The 18,912-nt window shown below is 68.4% G+C and carries 18 protein-coding genes; 11 read left to right on the top strand and 7 right to left on the bottom strand.

The genetic code is table 11. The features are described from left to right. Positions 1-7: 7 nt before the first annotated feature. On the bottom strand, positions 8-919 hold the full coding sequence (locus tag AT701_RS22710; RefSeq protein WP_058126646.1) for an AraC family transcriptional regulator: 912 nt from the start codon (positions 917-919) through the stop codon (positions 8-10). A gap of 141 nt (positions 920-1,060) precedes the next feature. Here AT701_RS22710 and AT701_RS22705 point away from each other — a divergent pair, with 141 nt between their 5' ends. Then, the gene (locus AT701_RS22705) at positions 1,061-2,146 is read left to right on the top strand and encodes an aldo/keto reductase (protein WP_058126645.1); all 1,086 of its coding nucleotides are present in this window, start codon (positions 1,061-1,063) and stop codon (positions 2,144-2,146) included. Between the two features lie 3 nt (positions 2,147-2,149). Here the strand turns inward: AT701_RS22705 and AT701_RS22700 are convergent, their stop codons facing one another. The 5 genes from AT701_RS22700 to AT701_RS22680 are packed head-to-tail and all read right to left on the bottom strand — an operon-like array spanning position 2,150 to position 6,978. Next, positions 2,150-2,926, bottom strand: a complete 777-nt coding sequence (locus AT701_RS22700) for a TIM barrel protein (RefSeq protein ID WP_058126644.1) — start codon at positions 2,924-2,926, stop codon at positions 2,150-2,152. Next, entirely contained in the window at positions 2,923-3,915 is a 993-nt protein-coding gene (locus tag AT701_RS22695; protein ID WP_058126643.1) for a Gfo/Idh/MocA family protein, read from the bottom strand. The genes AT701_RS22700 and AT701_RS22695 overlap by 4 nt, the downstream gene beginning before the upstream one ends. Beyond that, entirely contained in the window at positions 3,912-4,781 is an 870-nt protein-coding gene (locus AT701_RS22690) for a sugar phosphate isomerase/epimerase family protein (protein ID WP_058126642.1), read from the bottom strand. Before AT701_RS22690 ends, AT701_RS22695 begins: the two co-directional genes overlap by 4 nt. Further along, entirely contained in the window at positions 4,778-5,785 is a 1,008-nt protein-coding gene (locus AT701_RS22685) for a Gfo/Idh/MocA family protein (RefSeq protein WP_003896026.1), read from the bottom strand. The genes AT701_RS22690 and AT701_RS22685 overlap by 4 nt, the downstream gene beginning before the upstream one ends. Next, positions 5,782-6,978: a phytanoyl-CoA dioxygenase family protein gene (locus tag AT701_RS22680; protein WP_011729984.1), complete on the bottom strand. Its 1,197-nt coding sequence runs from the start codon at positions 6,976-6,978 to the stop codon at positions 5,782-5,784. The genes AT701_RS22685 and AT701_RS22680 overlap by 4 nt, the downstream gene beginning before the upstream one ends. A gap of 84 nt (positions 6,979-7,062) precedes the next feature. Here AT701_RS22680 and AT701_RS22675 point away from each other — a divergent pair, with 84 nt between their 5' ends. The 7 genes from AT701_RS22675 to AT701_RS22645 all read left to right on the top strand — a co-directional run bounded on the left by AT701_RS22675 (position 7,063) and on the right by AT701_RS22645 (position 15,125). Beyond that, positions 7,063-8,067, top strand: coding sequence for a LacI family DNA-binding transcriptional regulator (locus tag AT701_RS22675; protein ID WP_011729983.1), 1,005 nt, complete (start codon positions 7,063-7,065; stop codon positions 8,065-8,067). Positions 8,068-8,213: 146 nt separating this feature from the next. After that, a complete protein-coding gene (locus tag AT701_RS22670) occupies positions 8,214-9,038 on the top strand; it encodes a PfkB family carbohydrate kinase (protein ID WP_011729982.1) in 825 nt (274 codons plus the stop codon). Between the two features lie 360 nt (positions 9,039-9,398). Then, positions 9,399-11,354 (top strand): 2-oxoacid:acceptor oxidoreductase subunit alpha, encoded by a 1,956-nt coding sequence (locus tag AT701_RS22665; RefSeq protein WP_058126641.1) that lies wholly within the window; start codon positions 9,399-9,401, stop codon positions 11,352-11,354. Continuing rightward, positions 11,351-12,433 carry a 2-oxoacid:ferredoxin oxidoreductase subunit beta gene (locus AT701_RS22660; protein WP_036453479.1) on the top strand — a complete coding sequence of 361 codons (1,083 nt, stop codon included), beginning with the start codon at positions 11,351-11,353 and terminating at the stop codon, positions 12,431-12,433. The genes AT701_RS22665 and AT701_RS22660 overlap by 4 nt, the downstream gene beginning before the upstream one ends. A 73-nt stretch (positions 12,434-12,506) precedes the next feature. Beyond that, entirely contained in the window at positions 12,507-13,016 is a 510-nt protein-coding gene (gene mobA, locus AT701_RS22655) for a molybdenum cofactor guanylyltransferase (protein ID WP_058126640.1), read from the top strand. Positions 13,017-14,083: 1,067 nt separating this feature from the next. Beyond that, a complete protein-coding gene (locus tag AT701_RS22650) occupies positions 14,084-14,407 on the top strand; it encodes a transglycosylase family protein (RefSeq protein ID WP_003896019.1) in 324 nt (107 codons plus the stop codon). A 235-nt stretch (positions 14,408-14,642) separates the two neighbouring features. After that, complete coding sequence (locus AT701_RS22645; protein ID WP_174519684.1) at positions 14,643-15,125, top strand: transglycosylase family protein; 483 nt, start codon at positions 14,643-14,645, stop codon at positions 15,123-15,125. Here the strand turns inward: AT701_RS22645 and AT701_RS22640 are convergent. After that, complete coding sequence (locus AT701_RS22640) at positions 15,122-16,270, bottom strand: FAD-dependent oxidoreductase (RefSeq protein WP_003896017.1); 1,149 nt, start codon at positions 16,268-16,270, stop codon at positions 15,122-15,124. The genes AT701_RS22645 and AT701_RS22640 overlap by 4 nt on opposite strands. Positions 16,271-16,435: 165 nt before the next feature. Between AT701_RS22640 and AT701_RS22635 the strand changes: the two genes are divergently transcribed. From AT701_RS22635 to AT701_RS22625, 3 genes are read left to right on the top strand one after another with little or no spacing between them, the layout of a single operon-like run. Next, a complete protein-coding gene (locus tag AT701_RS22635) occupies positions 16,436-16,966 on the top strand; it encodes a dimethylamine monooxygenase subunit DmmA family protein (RefSeq protein WP_058126639.1) in 531 nt (176 codons plus the stop codon). Continuing rightward, a complete protein-coding gene (locus AT701_RS22630) occupies positions 16,963-17,904 on the top strand; it encodes a PDR/VanB family oxidoreductase (RefSeq protein WP_011729977.1) in 942 nt (313 codons plus the stop codon). Before AT701_RS22635 ends, AT701_RS22630 begins: the two co-directional genes overlap by 4 nt. Further along, positions 17,901-18,893 carry a heme-dependent oxidative N-demethylase family protein gene (locus AT701_RS22625; protein WP_011729976.1) on the top strand — a complete coding sequence of 331 codons (993 nt, stop codon included), beginning with the start codon at positions 17,901-17,903 and terminating at the stop codon, positions 18,891-18,893. The genes AT701_RS22630 and AT701_RS22625 overlap by 4 nt, the downstream gene beginning before the upstream one ends. Positions 18,894-18,912: the final 19 nt, after the last annotated feature.

Here is an 18,912-nt window from a genome sequence, read left to right as displayed (position 1 = left end):
GGCGTTTTCAGGGCAGGAGCGCGGGCTCGGCGGCGTGTGCCGCGCGCAGCCGGGCCGCGTCCTGTCCGGGTGGGGCGCCGAACATGCGCCGGTACTCGCGGGTGAACTGCGACGCGCTGTCATAGCCGACGAGGTGCGCGACCGCGGCGACGTCACCGGGTTGTGAGACGAGCAGAGACCTGGCCTGCTGCAATCGGATCCGCTTCTGGAACTGCAGGGGGCTCATGGCCGTCACGGCACGGAAGTGGCGGTGGAACACCGAGGTGCTCATGCCCGCCATCCGCGCGAGGTCCTCGATCCGCACGGGGCTCGCATAGTTGTCCCGCATCCAGGTGATCGCGCGGTTGATGTAGGTCAGGGCGCTGTCGGCGAGCGCGATCTGGCGCACTGTGTCGCCGTGCGGCCCGGTGAGCAGACGCCATAGGATTTCCTGCTCGACCAGTGGCGCGAGCACCGGTGCGTCATCCGGACGGTCGAGCAGCCGCAGCAGTCGCGCTGCGGCATCGAGCATCTCGGCGTCGGCGTTCCCGACGGCGATCGCGGACCCGGCCGAACCGGTGCGCAGTGCGGGGCGGGCCGGCGCGCGCAGCGCCAGTTCGGCCAGCGCGGCCGGGCGCAACTCCAGCCCCATGCCCAGCGACGGCTGGTCCGTCTCCAGGTAGTGCCCCGTGACGGGCAGGCTTGCGGTGACGATCAGCATCTCACCGGTGCGGTATTCGTAGACCTCGTCGCCGACCATGATGCGCTTGCCGCCCCGGGCCATCACCACCAGAAGCGGTTCGGTCACCGTGTAGTCGGGTCGCGACGATCCGGCCGCCTTCGACAGCAGCAGGCCGTCGATGCGTGTGTGCATGTCGCCGCGCGCATGTCTGTCGATGCGCTCGCAGATCTCGGTCAGCAGTTCTCGCTCGGTCTGCATGCCCTCACCCAATCATCCGATCCGCCTGATCGTCGAGAAATCAGCAGGATTGTGCAAGAGTTCGAGAGTATCGCGCTACCGCCCGATCTCCGCGCGGGGTTGTATGGAGTCATCCAATTCCCTTGATGAAGGAGCACTTCGATGACTCTCGACCAGTACGTCACCCTCGGCAGATCAGGCCTTCGGGTCAGCCCGTTCGCGCTCGGCGCGATGACTTTCGGAGAGGATTTCGGTGCCGTCGGAACCTCGGTGGAGAACTCCGAGCGCATCCTGTCGGCCTACCTCGACCGCGGCGGCAACTTCATCGACACCGCGAACTTCTACACCAACGGTCACTCCGAGAAGATCCTCGGAGACTTCTTCGCCCGCACCCCGGGCCGCCGTCAGCACGTGGTGCTGGCCTCGAAGTTCTTCGGCAACATGTTCCCCGGCGACCCCAACGGCGGCGGGGCGGGCCGCTCGTCCATCCTGCACCAGTTGCACGACACGCTGCGCCGTCTGCAGACCGACTACCTCGACGTGTACTGGTTGCACAACTGGGACCGCAACACGCCCATCGAGGAGACCATGCGCACCCTCGACGATCTCGTGCGGGCGGGCACGGTGCGCTACATCGGCTTCTCCAACACGCCGGCGTGGGTCACCGCACAGGCGCAGACCATGGCGATGCTGCGGGGATGGACGCCGCTGATCGCGCTGCAGGTCGAGTACTCGCTGCTGGCCCGCACGGTCGAAAGTGAAGTGGCCCCGTTCGCGCAGGATCAGGGCATCGCGCTGGTGCCGTGGAGTCCGCTGAAGAACGGGTTTCTGTCCGGCAAGTACCGGCGCGACTCCGCAGCCGTCGACTCGGCCAGGGCGGCCTTCGTCGGCGGCGGCCCCTCCGAGTCGGATTTCGACGTCATCGAGGCGGTCGCAGGCATCGCCGACGAACTCGAAACCAGCTCGGCCGCAGTGGCGTTGGCGTGGCTGCGGGCGCGGCCCGGCACCGTCGTCCCGATCATCGGCGCGCGGCGCATGGAGCACCTCGAGTCGAACGTGGAGGCGCTCGGCGTCGAACTCACCTCCGAGCAACTCAAGCTGCTCGACGAGGCGTCGGCGCCGGTGCTGAGCTATCCCGCCGAGGTCAACGGCGAGGTGCGTGCGTCCCTGCAGTTCGCGGGTACCACCGTCGACGGGGAGACCTCGACGGTGTTCCCGGCGCTGCTGGCCGGCGACGCCCGCTACTGATCCCTACGGCAGTGTGAAGGCTGCCCGGAACGCCTCCAACGCCGCGACGCTGTCGCCACTGGCGTAGGCCTCCATCCCCACGGTGCCGCGGTATCCGCTGTCGCGCAACGCCTTCGCGATGGCGGGGTAGTGGATCTCGCCCGTGCCGGGTTCGCAGCGTCCCGGAACGTCGGCCACCTGGATCTCACCGATCGCCGGGCCCGCGCGGCGCACCAGCTCGACGAGGTTCCCCTCACCGATCTGGGCGTGGTAGAGGTCCAGCATCATCTTGACGTTCGGATGCCCGACACCTTCGATGAGGGCCAGCGTGTCCTTGGCGCGGGCCAGCGGCACGCCGGGGTGGTCGACGATCGTGTTGAGGTTCTCCAGGCAGAACGTCACACCGGCGTCGGCACCCAGTTCACCCAGCGCCTCCAGGCCCCGCAGCGCCGCGAGCCACATGTCGCCGGTCACACGCTGCCGGGGCCGGGCGGCCTGCCCGTTCACCAGTTCGCCGGGATGCACGACGAGTCGCGGAACACCAAGCACCTCAGCGGCTTTCACGGCCCCCTGGGCGGTGCGCACCACCTCGCGCGCACCGTCGGGGTCGTAGAGATCGCCGTGCAGGTATCCCGTCATCGACGAGAACTTCGCTCCCGTGGCGGCGAGGGCATCGGTGTCCTTGTCGGCGAAGCTCCAGATCTCCACGGCGAAGCCCAGATCCGAGATACGGCGCACGCGTTCGACGATGTCGAGATCGGTGAACACCATCTCGGCGCACACCGCCAAATCGAAGCTCATCGCGGCGCCAACCCCGCCGCCCGGTACGCCTTGTCGACGAACGCCATGTTGGTCACGGCGTCGTCGACACCGAACGGCAGCGGTGCGCCGTCGCGCACGTGCGCGGCGAACGCCTCCAGTTGGTAGGTGTACGACGGCCGCGTGCCCAAATGCTCGACGCGGACACCGGATCCGGTCATCACCGTGAGGCGATCGTCGAGATTCGGCCGGATGAAGTCGTGCACCACGGCCTCGCCGTCGCTACCGGTGATCGTGATGGTGAACGAGTAGTCGTCGGCCACCATCGAATTGGTGCTGACACCGGTGCCGCCCTCGGGGAAGACGAAGTCGACCTCGCACCAGGCGTCCACACCCGGCGTGCGTTCCTCGGCCCGCGCGCCCAGTACCTTGGGCTCGCCGCCGAGACCGTCGACGCGCATGGCGCCCAGCGCACGCATGACGTGAATGCCGTAGCAGCCAAGATCCATGACCGCACCGCCTGCGAGGTCCAGCGACCACCGCGGGTCGTCGTCGGCGGGGGAGGGCATCGCCATCCGCACCTCGACGCGCGTGATCTCGCCCAGCTCGCCGCCTGCGGCAACGGCGAACGCGCGCTGCGTCACCGGGTGGAAGTGGTAGTGGAAGCCTTCCAGCACCGGCACCCCGGCGTCGCGGGCCGCCCGTGCGACCGTGGCGGCCTCGGACTCGTTGCGCGCGAACGGTTTCTCGCTCAGCACCGGCTTTCCTGCCGCGATCGCCGCGAGGTTCCACGGCGCATGCAGTCCGTTGGCCAGCGGGTTGTAGACCATGTCGACGTCAGGGTCCTCGACCACATCGCGGTAGGAGTCCAGTACGCGTTGGACCCCGTACTTCTCGGCGAACGCCTCGGCGCGGCGCCGGTCCCGCGCGGCGACGGCCACCAGTCGGTGTCCGAGATCCTCGGCCGGTCCCACGATGGCCTTCTCGGCGATGCGGGACGCGCCGAGGATCCCGATGCGAAGTCCGGTCATGCCGTCAGCGTACCGAGGTAGGCGACGCTCGTGCGGACGTCGCGCAGCGGACCCTCGTCGGTGGGTTCGGTATCGAGGATCGTGTCCTGCTCCATCACGAACCAGCCGTCGAAACCGTTGTCGCGCAGCACCGAGACGATGCCGGAGATGTCGATGTCCCCGGTGCCCAGCGGCGTGTAGATCCCGGCCCGCACCGCGTCGGTGTAGCTCACCTCGCCGGCGCGCACGCGCGCCGCGAGCGCGGCGTTCACATCCTTGAGGTGGGCGTGCTTGATGCGGTGCGGTACCGCCTTGGCGAGTTCGAGCGGGTCGGTGCCGCCGATCAGCAGGTGCCCGGTGTCCAGGCACAGCGGGATCTGCGATCCGTTGAGCACTCGGTCCACATCCTCACGGGTCTCCACCATGGTGCCCACATGCGGGTGCAGCACGGCCAGCAGTCCGGCCTCGTCGGCGATCCGCGCCAGGCGGTCCAGATTGGACAGCAGCGTGGCCCACTGCCTTTCGCTCAGCGTCGGTCGGGAGTCGTAGCCGTCGGCGCCGGTGGCCGCGGCCAGCACCACCACACCGGCGTTCGCGGCGCGTAACGACGCCAGCGGTCCGGCCAGGTCGTCGGCCGGGTCGTGCCCGGCGTCGTGCAGGACCACGGGCACGAACCCGCCGACGCACGACAGGTCGTGTGCGCCCAGCAGGGCCGTCAGCTCACCGGTGTCGGATGGCAGGAAGCCGTCGGGCCCCAGTTCGGTCGCGGTCAGGCCCGCGGTGCGCATCTCGGACAGCACACGCGCGCGGTCCAGTTGGTGACCCCAACCGGGGACCTCGCACACGCCCCACGAGATCGGTGCGCCGGCGATCTTCAGATCGGTCATGAGTTCCGGACCTCCTCGATCCGCACGGGTGCGCCTCGGCGCAGTGATTCGGTGGCCGCCTCGGCCATCCAGGCCACCTCGACCGCATCGGCCACGGTGGCTCCGGGGATCGGGTTGCCCTTGACCACCTCGACGAACCCGGCCAGCTCGCTGCGGAACGCCTCGGTGAACCGGTCCATGAAGAAGTGGTGGTAGGGCCCGGTGGGAAAGTCGTTGCGCGGGTCCATGTTCTGCAGCGGCGTGCCCTGATCCCAGCCGGCGACGATCGAGTTGTCGAACCCGTGCACCTCCAGACGGCAGTCGTACCCGCGCGCGTTGTAGCGGGCCGCCGAGACGATGCCGAGCGCGCCGCCGTCGAACCGCACCACCACCGCAGCCGTGTCGACGTCGCCGTACTCGGTGAAGCGGGGGTCGCCCTGCACGGTGCCGGTGGCGTACACCTCGACCGCGTTCTGCCCGGTGATCCAGCGCAGCGCGTCGAAATCGTGCACGGCGCAATCGCGGAAGATGCCGCCCGAGCCTTTGATGTAGTCCATCGACGGGGGAGCGGGATCCATGGTGGTGCTGCGCACGGTGTGCAGCGCCCCCAGCGATCCGGAGTCGACCTCGCGCTTGGCCGCGGCGAACGCGGCGTCGAACCGGCGCTGATAGCCGACCTGGACGGGCACCCCCGAGCGCGCGATCGCCTCGGCCACGCGCGCGCTCTCGGCGGCGGTCGCGGCGATCGGCTTCTCGCAGAACGTCGGCAGGCCCCGGTGCACGGCGGCCAGTGTCAGTTCCGCGTGGGCGGGGGTCGCGGCCGCGACGACGACGCCGTCGACACCGGAATCGAGCAGTTCCTCGACCGAATCAGCGGGCTTCGCACCGTGTTTGGCGGCGACCGCGGCAACCGCGTCAGGCCGCTCGTCGGCCACCACGAGGCCGTCGACGCCGTCGAGGCTGCTGAGGGTGTCGACGTGGAAGGCGCCTATGCGGCCCAACCCGATTACGCCGAGCGTGGTCATGGGATTCTCCGTTCATCCTGTTGTGAGAGAAGGGTGTCGAGTTCCGCCGGGGTGCGGCGGGTGGCGAGTGCTTCGAGCACGGTGTCGACCTGACTGGGCGGCGCGAGCGACCCGATGGGCTGGTCGAGATCGAGGTTGGTGGGGAACGCGTAGCCCTCTGCGGTCGCGTTGATGACGTTCGCCAGTTCGTGCTCGGGGCGGCCCGCGGCCTTCATGGCGAGCAATTCGGGGTAGACCGCGCGGATCATCGCCGTGCGGTCCAGCGCCTCCATGGCCCGACCGAACGGCGACGAGATCTGCAGCAGGTTCGCCATGCGCCGGATGCCGGTCGAGGTGTTGGCCCCGGCACCGTGGAACAGGGCCGGGTTGAAGAACACGGCGTCCCCGGTGCGCAGCGGCAACTGGACGTGGTGTTCGGCGAAGAACTCGATGAACTCCGGGCGGTAGAACGCGATGTAGCCCGCCTCGAACGTCTGCGAGTACGGCAGCAGCATGGTCGGGCCGCTCTCGACCGGCATGTCGCAGTGCGCCACCGCGCCCTGCAGTGTGAGCGCGGGTGACAACCGGTGGATATGGGCCGGGTACGCCGCGAGCGCGCCGGGCGTCACGAACCCCAGGTGGTAGTCGCGGTGCGGAACCTGTGCGGCGCCACCGGGATTGACGACGTTGACCTGAGAGGTCACCTGGTAGCGCGGACCGAGCCAGGCCTGGGACACCAGCGCCAGGATGTCGTTGGCGTAGTACTCGGCGTAGACACGCGGGCTGTGCAGTGCGAGCTTCTGCGCGGCATTCCACACGCGGTCGTTGGCGCCGGCCGCGCCGAAGTGATCACCCGCGGCACCGCCTGCCGCGCGCTGCTGTTCGATCAGCGCCGTGAACGCCTCGCCGGCGGAATCGACCACGGCGGGATCGAAGGCGTTCTCGAACAGCACCACGCCGGGGCCGTCGGACAGTGCGGCGATCAGTTCGGTCTGCACGGCGCGGCGCCTGCCGTCGTCGGTGCCGTCGAGCGCCGCGGCGGTGTAGACCGGCACGTTGCTGCGGATCTCGGTGGCGTGGGGGTAGTCGGCCGCATCGGTGGTGCGAGCGACGGCCGCCCGGAAATCGTCGAGAGAGCAATCGGATTCGTCGATGAACGCGCCGCGGCGGGTGCTTCCCGTCGAGCGCACCGGTGAGCCCAGCGATGAGGTCATGGCTGACAGTCTTGCTGTGCGATGTGCCACAATCAACGGCAAATATCCATCAAAAATCCCTCAAGATCGGGGTGGAGGCACCGCATGGCGCACCGGTACAAGGTCCGCGAGATCGCGCAGCAGTGCGGCCTGAGCGAGGCGACCGTCGACCGTGTGCTGAACAACCGGCCCGGGGTGCGGGAGAACACGCGCGCCGAGGTCCGGCAGGCGATCGCCGACCTGGACAAACAGCGCGCACAGCTGCGTCTCAACGGCAGGCGCTTCCTGATCGACGTGGTGATGCAGACCCCGAGGCGGTTCTCCGACGCGTTCCGCACGGCGGTCGAGGCCGAGCTGCCCGCGTTCGCGCCCGCGCTGCTGAGGGCCCGGTTCCATCTGTGGGAGTCGGGTTCGACCGCGCAGATGGTCGACACCCTGGCGCGCATCAAGTCCAGCCACGGTGTGGTGCTCAAGGCCGCGGACGAACCCGAGGTCGTGGAGGCCGTCGACCGATTGGTGGCCGCGGGGGTTCCCGTGGTGACCTACACCACCGACGTGCCCACGAGCGCGCGCTGCGCATACGTGGGGATCGACAACCACGGCGCGGGCGCCACCGCCGCCTACCTGATCGAGCAGTGGCTGGGCGCCGATCCGGCCGATGTGCTGATCACCCTGAGCCGCACGGTGTTCCGTGGCGAGGGGGAGCGCGAGGTGGGTTTCCGGTCGGGTCTGCGTGCCTCCGGCCGCACGGTGGTCGAGGTCACCGACAGCGACGGCATCGACGCCACCAACGAACGCCTCGTGCTGCAGGCCCTTGAGCGCAACCCCTCGGTGGGCGCCGTCTACTCGCCCGGAGGCGGCAACACCGCGACCGTCGCGGCCTTCGACCGGCTGGGCCGGCATTGCAAGGTCTTCATCGCCCACGACCTCGACGTCGACAACCGCCGTCTGCTGCGCGACGGCCGGATCTCGGCCGTGCTGCACAACGATCTGCGCGCGGACGCGCGCCTGGCGATGCGGCTGATCCTGCAGCAGCACGGGGCGTTGCCCGCCGAGCCCGTGCGCCCTGCGCCGATCCAGGTGGTGACCCCCTACAACCTGCCGATGTGAGCCGTCCGGGTGAGCACCCGGATCGGCGTTCAGGATGTGCGGCTACCATTTCGGCCGACGCATGTGACGATCCGCCGGCGTCAGAATGTATTGACATCGATTGCGACCGAGGGACCCAGTTCATGCCACGAGAGTTAGTCCCTGGCGTGACGGTGCTGGGCAATCTGGCCATCGACATCATCAATGGAGCACCACCCAGCCCGGGCGGCTGCGCGTCGTTCGCGGGTGTCGCGCTGCAGGCCGCGGGCGGTGTCGGCCGCATCGTGGCGATGGGCGCCGAACGCGACCACTCGCTGTTCGACGGCCTGCAGGAGCGGTTCGGGCCGCTCGTGCAGATTCTGCCGTCGGCGGTCACCAGCTCGTTCCGGCTCGACTACGACGACACCGACCACCGGCACATGGGTGTGGAGGCGATCGGCCCGGTGTGGTCACCCGCTGACGTCGAGGCCGCCGATCCGGCGACGACGTGGGTGCATCTCGCGCCGCTGCTGCGCACCGATTTCCCGGCCGAGACGCTCGCGGCGCTCGTGGAGCGCGGCCACCGCATCGCCTATGACGGTCAGGGGCTGGTGCGGGCGGACAGCCTGGGGCCGCTCGTCGAGGACCGCCACTTCCCGGCCGACCTGCTGACGCACCTCGACATCCTCAAACTCGCCGAGGACGAGGCCGTCATCGTCGCCGACGGTCCGTTCACCGCCGCCACGGCCCAGCGCCTCGGCGTGCCGGAGATCCTGGTGACCTACGGGTCGGAGGGCTGCGACATCTTCGTCGACGGCGACCGCGTGCGGGTGCCCGCCGCATGGCGCGTGCTGGGCGTCCAGACCACCGGAGCCGGGGACATGTTCACGGCCTGTTACGTCGCACACCGTGCCGCGGGCGCGGATCCGCGACGGGCCGCCGAGCTGGCCAGCGGCCTCGTGGCGCGCGAACTCGACAAGCGGGTCCACGTCGAACCCGCCGACCGCGTCTGACAGCACATAACCCCTGATAAACTCGACACGTGTCAAGTACGGCTCACCGAGTGTGCGCGTGACTACCGATGGGTAGCCCGATTTCTTAGAGAATGGCATTCTCGCACCGTGACGAAAACCACAGTTTTGTCTCGAACCCGGCTCCAACACGTCAGTGAACTGGGGATACCGGTATGTTGCGCCCGCGTGTCGCGGGGGCGAGCGGTGAGGTCGAGCCTAAGAGCAATGCAATAATCGGTACTGGTAGTGACATCAAAATTCGGTGGGTCCGATCCTGGGGAGAAATCGCACACGGCCGCACACGGCAATGTGCCAGGTGACGCGGGCGATCGACCGAAGAACGCGTGAAAGGCGGGAGCCGTGGGTGACAACGGCAACGGCACAGGCGCCGCGCCGCGGCAGAAGCTCGAGAAGGTGGTCATCCGCTTCGCCGGGGACTCCGGCGACGGCATGCAGCTGACCGGTGACCGGTTCACCTCCGAGGCCGCGCTGTTCGGCAACGACCTGGCGACCCAGCCGAACTATCCGGCCGAGATCCGAGCACCTCAGGGCACGCTGCCCGGTGTCTCGTCGTTCCAGATCCAGATCGCCGACTACGACATCCTCACGGCAGGCGACCGGCCCGACGTGCTCGTCGCGATGAACCCCGCCGCGCTCAAGGCCAATGTGTCGGATCTGCCGCGCGGTGGCCTGATCATCGCCAACTCCGACGAGTTCACCAAGCGCAACCTCGCCAAGGTCGGCTACGACGCCAACCCGCTGGAGACCGACGAGCTGTCCGACTACGTCGTGCACTCCGTCGCGATGACCACCCTGACGCTCGGCGCGGTCGAATCGATCGGCGCCAGCAAGAAGGACGGCCAACGCGCCAAGAACATGTTCGCGCTCGGGCTGCTGTCGTGGATGTACGGTCGCGAGCTCGAGGCCAGCGAGGCCTTCATCCGTGAGAAGTTCGCCCGCAAGCCCGAGATCGCCGAGGCCAACGTGCTGGCGCTGAAGGCCGGCTGGAACTACGGCGAGACCACCGAGGCGTTCGCGACCACCTACGAGGTGTCGCCGGCCAAACTCCCCGCCGGTGAGTACCGCCAGATCTCGGGCAACACCGCGCTTGCCTACGGCATCGTCGCGGCCGGGCATCTCTCCGACCTGCAGGTGGTGCTGGGCACCTACCCGATCACCCCGGCCTCGGACATCCTCCACGAGCTGTCCAAGCACAAGAACTTCAACGTGCTGACCTTCCAGGCCGAGGACGAGATCGCCGGTATCGGCGCCGCGATCGGCGCGTCGTACGGCGGCGCCCTCGGCGTCACCAGCACGTCGGGCCCCGGCGTCTCGCTCAAGTCGGAGGCCATCGGCCTCGCGGTGATGACCGAGCTGCCGCTGATCGTGATCGACGTCCAGCGCGGCGGCCCGTCGACGGGTCTGCCCACCAAGACCGAGCAGGCCGACCTGCTGCAGGCGCTGTTCGGGCGCAACGGCGAGTCGCCGGTCGCGGTTGTGGCCCCGCGGTCGCCGTCGGACTGCTTCGACATCGCGGTGGAGGCCGCGCGGATCGCCATCAACTACCACACGCCGGTCATCATCCTGTCCGACGGCGCGGTGGCCAACGGCTCCGAGCCGTGGCGGATCCCCGACATCACGACCTATCCGCGCATCGAGCACACGTTCGCCAAGGCGGGCGAGCCGTTCCAGCCGTATGCGCGCGATCCCGAGACCCTGGCCCGCCAGTTCGCGATCCCCGGCACGCCGGGCCTCGAGCACCGCATCGGCGGCCTCGAATCGGCCAACGGTTCGGGCAACATCTCGTACGAGCCCAAGAACCACGACCTCATGGTCCGGCTGCGCCAGGAGAAGATCGCCGGCGTCACGGTGCCCGATCTCGAGGTCGACGATCCGACCGGCGACGCCGAACTGCTCATGCTCGGGTGGGGTAGCAGCTACGGCCCGATCGGCGAGGCCTGCCGTCGCGCACGCCGCAAGGGCATCAAGGTGGCCCAGGCGCACCTGCGCCACCTCAATCCTTTCCCGGCCAACCTCGGCGAGGTGCTGGCGCGCTACCCCAAGGTGGTCGTGCCCGAGATGAACCTCGGCCAGCTCGCGCTGCTGCTGCGCGGCAGGTTCCTGGTCGACGTGCAGTCGGTCACCAAGGTGGAGGGCATGGCTTTCTTGGCCGACGAGATCGAGGGCATCATCGATGCGGCGCTCGACGGAACCCTGGCCGAGAAGGAAAACGACAAGGCCAAGTTCGCACGGCTGGCGGCAGCCACCGTCGAGGGCGAGGCAAATGAAGAGTCTGCTGTGGGAGCGAACGCATGACCGACCTAGCTGGCGCGGACCTCGGACTGACGGACGCCGGCCTCACCAAGATGAGCCTGGTGCCCACCACCGACCAGCCGCAGAAGGCCAAGGACTTCACCAGCGACCAGGAGGTCCGGTGGTGCCCGGGTTGCGGTGACTACGTCATCCTCAACACGATCCGCAACTTCCTGCCGGAGCTGGGTCTGCGCCGCGAGAACATCGCGTTCGTCAGCGGCATCGGCTGCTCCAGCCGGTTCCCGTACTACCTGGAGACCTACGGGTTCCACTCGATCCACGGCCGCGCGCCGACCATCGCGACCGGTCTGGCGCTCGCGCGTCCCGACCTGTCGGTCTGGGTCGTCACCGGTGACGGCGACTCGCTGTCGATCGGCGGCAACCACCTGATCCACGCGCTGCGCCGCAACATCAACATCACGATCCTGCTGTTCAACAACCGGATCTACGGCCTGACCAAGGGTCAGTACTCACCGACCTCCGAGGTCGGCAAGATCACCAAGTCGACGCCGATGGGCTCGCTGGACTACCCGTTCAACCCGGTGTCGCTGGCACTGGGCGCCGAGGCCACGTTCGTGGGCCGCGCGCTGGACTCCGACCGCAAGGGCCTGTCCGAGGTGCTGCGCGGCGCGGCCGAGCACCGCGGCGCGGCACTCGTGGAGATCATGCAGGATTGCCCCATCTTCAACGACGGCTCGTTCGATGCGCTGCGCAAGGAAGGCGCCGAGGAGCGCCTGATCAACCTCACCCACGGCGAGCCGATCACGTTCGGCGCCGACGGCGAGTACGCGGTGGTCAAGTCCGGCTACGGCCTGGAGATCGCCAAGACCGCCGAGGTCTCGGCCGACGACATCGTGGTGCACGACGCCCAGATCGACGATCCGGCATACGCATTCGCGCTGTCGCGCCTGTCCGAGCAGAACCTGGACCACATGGTCATGGGCATCTTCCGCAAGGTCAGCCGCCCCACCTACGACGACGCCGCGCGTCAGCAGGTGGCCACTGCCATCGAATCCAGGCCCCACGACACCGCCGCTCTGCAATCCTTGCTGCGTGGTAAAGACACTTGGACTGTCGACTGAAGGTACTGACCGAGACGATTTGAGCGCAGCCCCGCTCGCCGCCGTAGTGCTGGCGGGCGGGGCTTCGCGTCGTATGGGGCGGGACAAGGCCACCCTCGTGTTCGACGGCGCGACGCTGGTGGAGCGTGTGGTGGCCGCGGTCGCCCAGCGCTGCGCGCCGGTGTTCGTGATCGCCGCCCCGGGCCAGCCGCTCCCTGACCTGCCCGCGCAGGTACTGCGTGACGAGGTGCGCTGTGTCGGGCCGTTGGTGGCCGCAGGCCGCGGGTTGCGCGCGGCCGCGGAAGCGGGCTGCGAGCTGGCGTTCGTGTGTGCGGTGGACATGCCGTACCTGTCCGCCGAGCTCATCGACACGCTCGTCGACCCCGCACGGCGGCTGGGCGTGGACATCGTGCTGCCGTGGGACGGCCGCGACCACTATCTGGCGGGGATCTACCGCACCGACCTGGCGACGACGATCGGCGACCTGGTCGGGGCGGGGGAGCGCAGCATGCGTGCGCTCGCCGACCGCGTGGACACGCAGCGGCTCGTGATGGAGCCGCAGAAGGCGCTCACCAACGTGAACACCCCGGACGATCTACCGTGACCGAATATGCGTGCTCGATTTCAGCAAATTGCGAAATTGTCCGCGATCTGGCCTGAATTTATCGTTTCGAGATAAATTGCCGATATTCGGCGGTTTTATCCGGGCCGTTTGATTGCGGGCTTCCGGGCCTGGGAGGTGCGGCGGTCGTCAAATAGGGTCATGAGACCTACTGGCTCCGTTGATGTTTCGGAGGTGTTTCGCGGGCGGTATTTCGCCGGGGAGTGCCGGGGCGGGGGATGCGCTAGCCCGCCTAACTAACCACGCGGTCGCTGACCACGGGGTTTGTTGCATCGGCAAGGGGTGCGGGCGTGTCTCGGCGTGCGTTCTGCCGCGGGTGCGGCCGCCCTCTTTGTGCCGAAACCCGCTGTACGCCTACGGATTACAGGTCTCTCCCGGCGTACGAGAGATGCCCCGGCCAGAGTCGAAGTCCCGAACCGCGTCGCGCCACGGGCCGTTATCACCCTGTGTCCCAGTGGTTTTCGCGGCCGGCTGCCCGACCGTCCGAGAGGTGGTCTGGCAGCGAACGAAAAAGTCGCCAGCTGAGGCCTCTTGGGCGTGCGGATTGCCGTCTACCTGCATGTTTGGTGCCCAAAGTCCGCGATGACGCTGTGTGCCGGCTCACTGACCCACATACCGAGACAGATTTCGGTGACCCAGTTCACAAAATGATCGTGATCTGCCTCACGTTTAATTGTCCCAGGGCTTGTTCGTGCAGGTCGCCGAATCCGCAACATGACCTGCATGAACGTTTATCTCATCGAGTCGTTATCGGACCGTTATCTGCCCGGGATCGGTCCGACACCGACATGACTTCGCTTCGAGACCTTTGTAGGTTTCTACCCGAGCCCCGATGAGGGCAAACAATTTCAAAACCACGAACCTGCGTGTGAGTGGGGCCGCGGAGGCGTAACGCCCCGTGGGAGCCGGGTCTGACACCCGGCAGAGCGTTCGAGCTCCCCCTTTCGTGCCTGACCGAGATGGCGCGAACCAACCCCTCCTGCCTGGACACAGGTAGCCGCTCCCGTGTGAACGGGTGTGGATGGCGCGCGCTTGGCGAAAGGAACGAAGTGAAGAACATCCGCAAGACGTTTGGGCTGGGCATTGTCGCTGGAGCGCTCGCTGTGGCTCCCGTAGCGCTCGGTGCCGGCACCGCCAATGCGGACAGCGTGAACTGGGACGCCATCGCCTCGTGCGAGTCGGGTGGCAACTGGTCCATCAACACCGGAAACGGCTACTACGGCGGCCTGCAGTTCAACCTGGGCACCTGGCGGTCCCACGGTGGCGCGGGCATGCCCCACCAGGCCTCGCGCTCCGAGCAGATCCGCGTCGCCGAGAACGTGCTGCGTACCCAAGGCATCGGCGCCTGGCCGGTCTGCGGCAAGCGCGGCTAGTCGAAGCTGCTTTCGAGCAGGTCAGAAGCGGGTGTCGGGCATTGCTCGGCACCGTTTCTGTTTCCTCTCCAGGCCCTTCTGCCACCTGAAGAACGCCCGCCCCGAAAAAAACTTCAGCCTCCTGTGTAACGCGTGACGTGGCTCACGCGAACCCATTAGTGATCGCGCGGTTGCAGAAATGTGACCAACGTATGTTCGCGGTCCTCGTGTCGGAGGTCGGGGAAGGGCCACGATGATGATGAACGTTTGTACGGCAGTGAAGAGGGCCTTCGGGCTCACCGCGCTGGCAGGCGCACTCGCGATGGGACCCATGGTCCTGTCCCCGGCGACCGCGGCCGCCGACAGCGTCAACTGGGACGCCATCGCCGCGTGCGAATCCGGTGGCAACTGGTCCACCAACACCGGTAACGGCCACTACGGCGGCCTGCAGTTCAAGCAGTCCACGTGGGCCGCGCACGGCGGCGTCGGGTCCCCGGCGACCGCGTCGCGCGAACAGCAGATCGCCGTCGCCGAGAACGTCCTGCGCACCCAGGGTCTGGCGGCATGGCCGAAGTGCGGTGCCCGCGGCGGCGTCCCGGCCGTCTGGGGTGGTGGCGCGGGTGCTCCGGCCGCGGGCAGCGGCTGCAGTGCCGTGCGTCCCGGGGCGGTCCTGGGCATCCTGGACCTGCGCCGGCTGTGCTCGACCCTGCTCGACCCGCTCGGCGCCTTCGGTCGCTAGTCCACCGGCGTGAACGCCGACCGCGCGGCGATCGACGCCAGCTGCCGGGTCAGCACGGCCTCGGGCACCAGCACGGTCGCGCGACTCGCCGCCGCGCTGAGCACCGCGGGCCGCAGATTCACGATCCGGCCGATCATGCGCGACGTGCGCACCATGCGTGTCACCCGTCGGCGCCGCAGCGTCGCGAACCGCGCGAACGCCGTCGGCAGATCCGGCTCCCGCGCCACGAGGGCGGCCAGCGTCGCCGCGTCCTCCAAACCCTGACAGCCACCCTGACCCAGATGCGGTCGCATCGGGTGGGCGGCATCGCCTGCGAGCACCACCGGGCCCCGCGCCCAGCAGCGGGCCGGCTCGCGGTCGTAGAGATCGTTGCGCAGCACGTCGGCCGGGTCCGTCGCCGCCAGCAGTTGCGGGATCGGCTCGGCCCACGATCCGAACAGCCTGCGCAGATGCGTCAGTTCTCCGTCGGGTGAGCGCTGCCCCTGCGACGCGCGTTCGGTCGCGAACCAGTACGTGTGGTCGGCGCCCAGCGGCACGTGCCCGACCTCGACACCCGCACCCATGGTCTCCCCGGACAGTTCCGGGTCGAGCGGGTGCGCGGCGATACCGCGCCACGCCGTGTACCCGGCATAGCGGCGCCGCAGCGGACCGTTGAGATGGCGCGCCACGACCGAGTCGACGCCGTCGGCCCCGACCACCGCGGACGCTTCGCGCACCGAACCGTCCGAGAACGTCACCCGGATGCCGGATGCGCACGTCTCGACCGTGTGCGCCTCGAGCCCGTGAACGACGGTGCCCGGTGCGAGCGCACCGGAGAGGATCTCGGTGAGCACCCGACGGCGGATGACCACCAGCGGCTCGCCCAGCGCACGCGTGATCCGCTCGGCGGCCGGATGGCGCAGCCATGTTCCGTCGTGCCATCGCAGCGCGCCCGCCGTGACGCGACCTCCGGCCGCGCGCACCGGATCTCCCAGCCCTATCGCGTCGAGCGCCGCCAGTGCGTTGGGCCAGATGCTGATGCCCGCACCCGAGGCGGTGTCGGCGCGCGCCTCGGCGACGCACACGTCATGGCCCCGGCGTTGCAGTGCGGCCGCGGTGGCCAGACCGGTGATGCCCGCACCGACGACAAGGAACGACGCAGCCATCCGTCGAATGTATCGGGGCCGCAACCGGGCTGGTGCGCGGGATTCGGCCAGGCCGTCAAAAGGTTGAGACATCGACTTCACAACGGCGAAACCAACCGGTGGTTTCCTGGCGGCGATACGTGTTTACCCGAGGTGTCCCGAACGGGCCACCGGAAGGAAGGGCCGATGAGACCTGCTCTGGAGTTGACCAGCGTGCCGCCATGGACCATCACCGCCACCGTGCCCGACGCGGATACGTCGGGACGGGCCTGGACAATCATCGCGATCGGTCACGCCCAGGACGTGATCACGCGGTGGGAGGGTCAACTCGGTGACCACCGCAACAGCGTCGAGGTGCACCGCGTCGACACCGACGAGCAGGCCCGCGCGGTCATCGACGCGGCGGTCGCCACCGCGGTGGTGGGCTGGCGACTGATGACCGCCGGCCCCGCTCACCTGAATCTGCGTGTGCGTGCCCACGCCCTCGCGCACGGTATCGCCGACGACGAGATCACGATCGCGAGCACCGAGGTCGCCCACCGCGACGTGTTCTGTACGCACTGCCGCGCCGTCACCACCGCCGCGGTCGAGATCGACGGCCTGGTGGGCTGCACCGGATGCGGGCGCAAACTCGTGGTGCACTACCACGTTTCGCGCCGGGCCGGTGCGTTCCTGGGATACATGGTGGATGCCGAGCAGCAGGTGGTGACCCCGTGACACAACCCGTGATGCAACTGGTGATCACCGAGATCGACGACAGTGTGCCGGGTGTGCGCACCTTGCGCCTGGCACATCCCGAGGGTCGTGCGCTGCCGTCGTACCCGCCGGGCAGCCACGTGGTGCTCCAGTGCGGTGATGTCGCCAACGCCTATTCGCTGACCGGTGACGGAGTGTCCCCGATGCGCTACGTCGTGTCGGTGTTGTTGTGCCCGAACGGTTCCGGTGGTTCTCGCTGGATCCACGACGAGGTGCGCATCGGCGAGACCATCGACGTGAGCGCGCCACGCAGTGCGTTCGCCCCGGTGCACAAGGCGCGTCGGCACCTCCTGGTCGCGGCGGGCATCGGCATCACCCCGATGATGTCGCACCTGTACAGCGCGAAGCGGTGGGGCGCCGACGCCCGACTCCTCTACATCCACCGCGCGGGACGTGGCGCCTACCTGGACGAGGTCGAGCAGTTGGGGATGCCCGCACGGGTCTGCACCGACCGCGACCGGTTCCACTCCGAACTCACCGCGGCGCTCATCAGCCAGCCGATCGGCACCCACCTGTACGTGTGCGGACCTGGCACGTTCATGGACGACGTGATCGCCCAGGCGCGCGAACTGGGTTGGCCCCCAAGCCGGATCCACTCCGAGCGGTTCGGCGTCGACGCGCTCGACGCGGGTGAACCGTTCGAGGTCGAACTCGCCGGGACGGGGCAGACCCTCACCGTCCCCTCGGGGGTTTCACTGCTCGAAGCCCTTGAGAAGAACGGGCAGAACGTGCCGAACCTGTGCAGGCAGGGGGTGTGCGGCGAGTGCCGGATCCCCGTGGCCCGCGGTGACATCCTGCACCGCGACACGTACCTCAGCGACGACGAGAAGCAGGCGGGGGATGCGCTCATGGCGTGCGTATCCCGCGCCGCCGGAGAACGATTGGAGCTCGCCCTGTGACCATCACGCCCGAACGGCTGTCCGCACCCGACCTGGTGGAGACCTTTCCGTTCCCGTTCCCCACCGACCGGTACCGCTACAGCACCAACGTCGAACCCGCGGGCGGAGCGGTCTCGACGCCTGCGGGACAGTGGGGCGAACGCGTCGTCGACATCGACAGCGAGTACGAACACGAACTCGCCCAGCGCGCAGAGATTCTCGCAGCCGACCCGACCCGGTACGCCGTGCTGCCGCACATGCGCGCGGCGTGCTGGGATGCCATGGTGACGCTCATGCGGGAGATGGCCACGGCCTACCCCGACACCATGTCACTGACCGAGAGCGACGGCGTGTGGCACTGGGAGAACAAGCGTCTCGGGATCTCGCAGAGCTTCACCTACGGTGACGAGTCGACGCTTCCGTCCGAACCGCTGGCCTACATCGCCGGGCAGGTGCAGGACGACATCGTGCTGCTCGACCAGCGTGACGACGATCTGTTCGGCGACGCCGGCGTGGTGACCTTCGCCGCGGACTGGTCGTTCGGGTTCGACGTCGGGATGACGTTCCTGGAGATCCACGGCCCGGTACCGCGATTGCGGGAGACCGGTGTGATCACCCGCGCACGCCAGTTCCTGATGCGGTTGCAGCCGGGCGAAACCTACCGGCGCACCAACTGGACGCTCACCATCGGGCGCAAACTCGACGTGTCGACCGAGCGGTACCCGGAATGGGGCCCGGACCGGGCGATGATCAACGGCGTCGACGACGAGACGTTCGGCCGCCTGGTGCATCTGCGTGTCGAGTTGCAGCACCTGATCCGGCTGCCGGAGTCGGGCGCGATCTGCTTTTTGATCCGCACGTACATGCTGCCGTTCGCCGACATCGCCACGGTCGGGCCGTGGCGCGACCGGCTCGCGGCGGTGCTGGCCGACCTGCCCGATGACATGGCCGACTACAAGGGCATCATCGGCTACCGCGACCGCGCCGTGGAATGGCTTGCACGCCACTAGAGATCACCGAGAAAAGCGC

The organism is Mycolicibacterium smegmatis (assembly GCF_001457595.1).
Classification (GTDB): Bacteria; Actinomycetota; Actinomycetes; order Mycobacteriales; family Mycobacteriaceae; genus Mycobacterium; species Mycobacterium smegmatis.
This window is presented reverse-complemented; position numbering and strand designations above follow the sequence as displayed.

Excerpts from the sequence above, each read along its gene's own strand:
- AT701_RS22640 (WP_003896017.1), bottom strand. The coding sequence starts at position 16,270 with ATGGCTGCGTCGTTCCTTGTCGTCGGTGCGGGCATCACCGGTCTGGCC.
- mobA (WP_058126640.1), top strand. The coding sequence starts at position 12,507 with ATGGGGCGGGACAAGGCCACCCTCGTGTTCGACGGCGCGACGCTGGTG.
- AT701_RS22705 (WP_058126645.1), top strand. The coding sequence starts at position 1,061 with ATGACTCTCGACCAGTACGTCACCCTCGGCAGATCAGGCCTTCGGGTC.
- AT701_RS22635 (WP_058126639.1), top strand. The coding sequence starts at position 16,436 with ATGAGACCTGCTCTGGAGTTGACCAGCGTGCCGCCATGGACCATCACC.
- AT701_RS22685 (WP_003896026.1), bottom strand. The coding sequence starts at position 5,785 with ATGACCACGCTCGGCGTAATCGGGTTGGGCCGCATAGGCGCCTTCCAC.
- AT701_RS22645 (WP_174519684.1), top strand. The coding sequence starts at position 14,643 with ATGATGAACGTTTGTACGGCAGTGAAGAGGGCCTTCGGGCTCACCGCG.
- AT701_RS22710 (WP_058126646.1), bottom strand. The coding sequence starts at position 919 with ATGCAGACCGAGCGAGAACTGCTGACCGAGATCTGCGAGCGCATCGAC.
- AT701_RS22695 (WP_058126643.1), bottom strand. The coding sequence starts at position 3,915 with ATGACCGGACTTCGCATCGGGATCCTCGGCGCGTCCCGCATCGCCGAG.
- AT701_RS22690 (WP_058126642.1), bottom strand. The coding sequence starts at position 4,781 with ATGACCGATCTGAAGATCGCCGGCGCACCGATCTCGTGGGGCGTGTGC.
- AT701_RS22680 (WP_011729984.1), bottom strand. The coding sequence starts at position 6,978 with ATGACCTCATCGCTGGGCTCACCGGTGCGCTCGACGGGAAGCACCCGC.
- AT701_RS22700 (WP_058126644.1), bottom strand. The coding sequence starts at position 2,926 with ATGAGCTTCGATTTGGCGGTGTGCGCCGAGATGGTGTTCACCGATCTC.
- AT701_RS22675 (WP_011729983.1), top strand. The coding sequence starts at position 7,063 with ATGGCGCACCGGTACAAGGTCCGCGAGATCGCGCAGCAGTGCGGCCTG.
- AT701_RS22660 (WP_036453479.1), top strand. The coding sequence starts at position 11,351 with ATGACCGACCTAGCTGGCGCGGACCTCGGACTGACGGACGCCGGCCTC.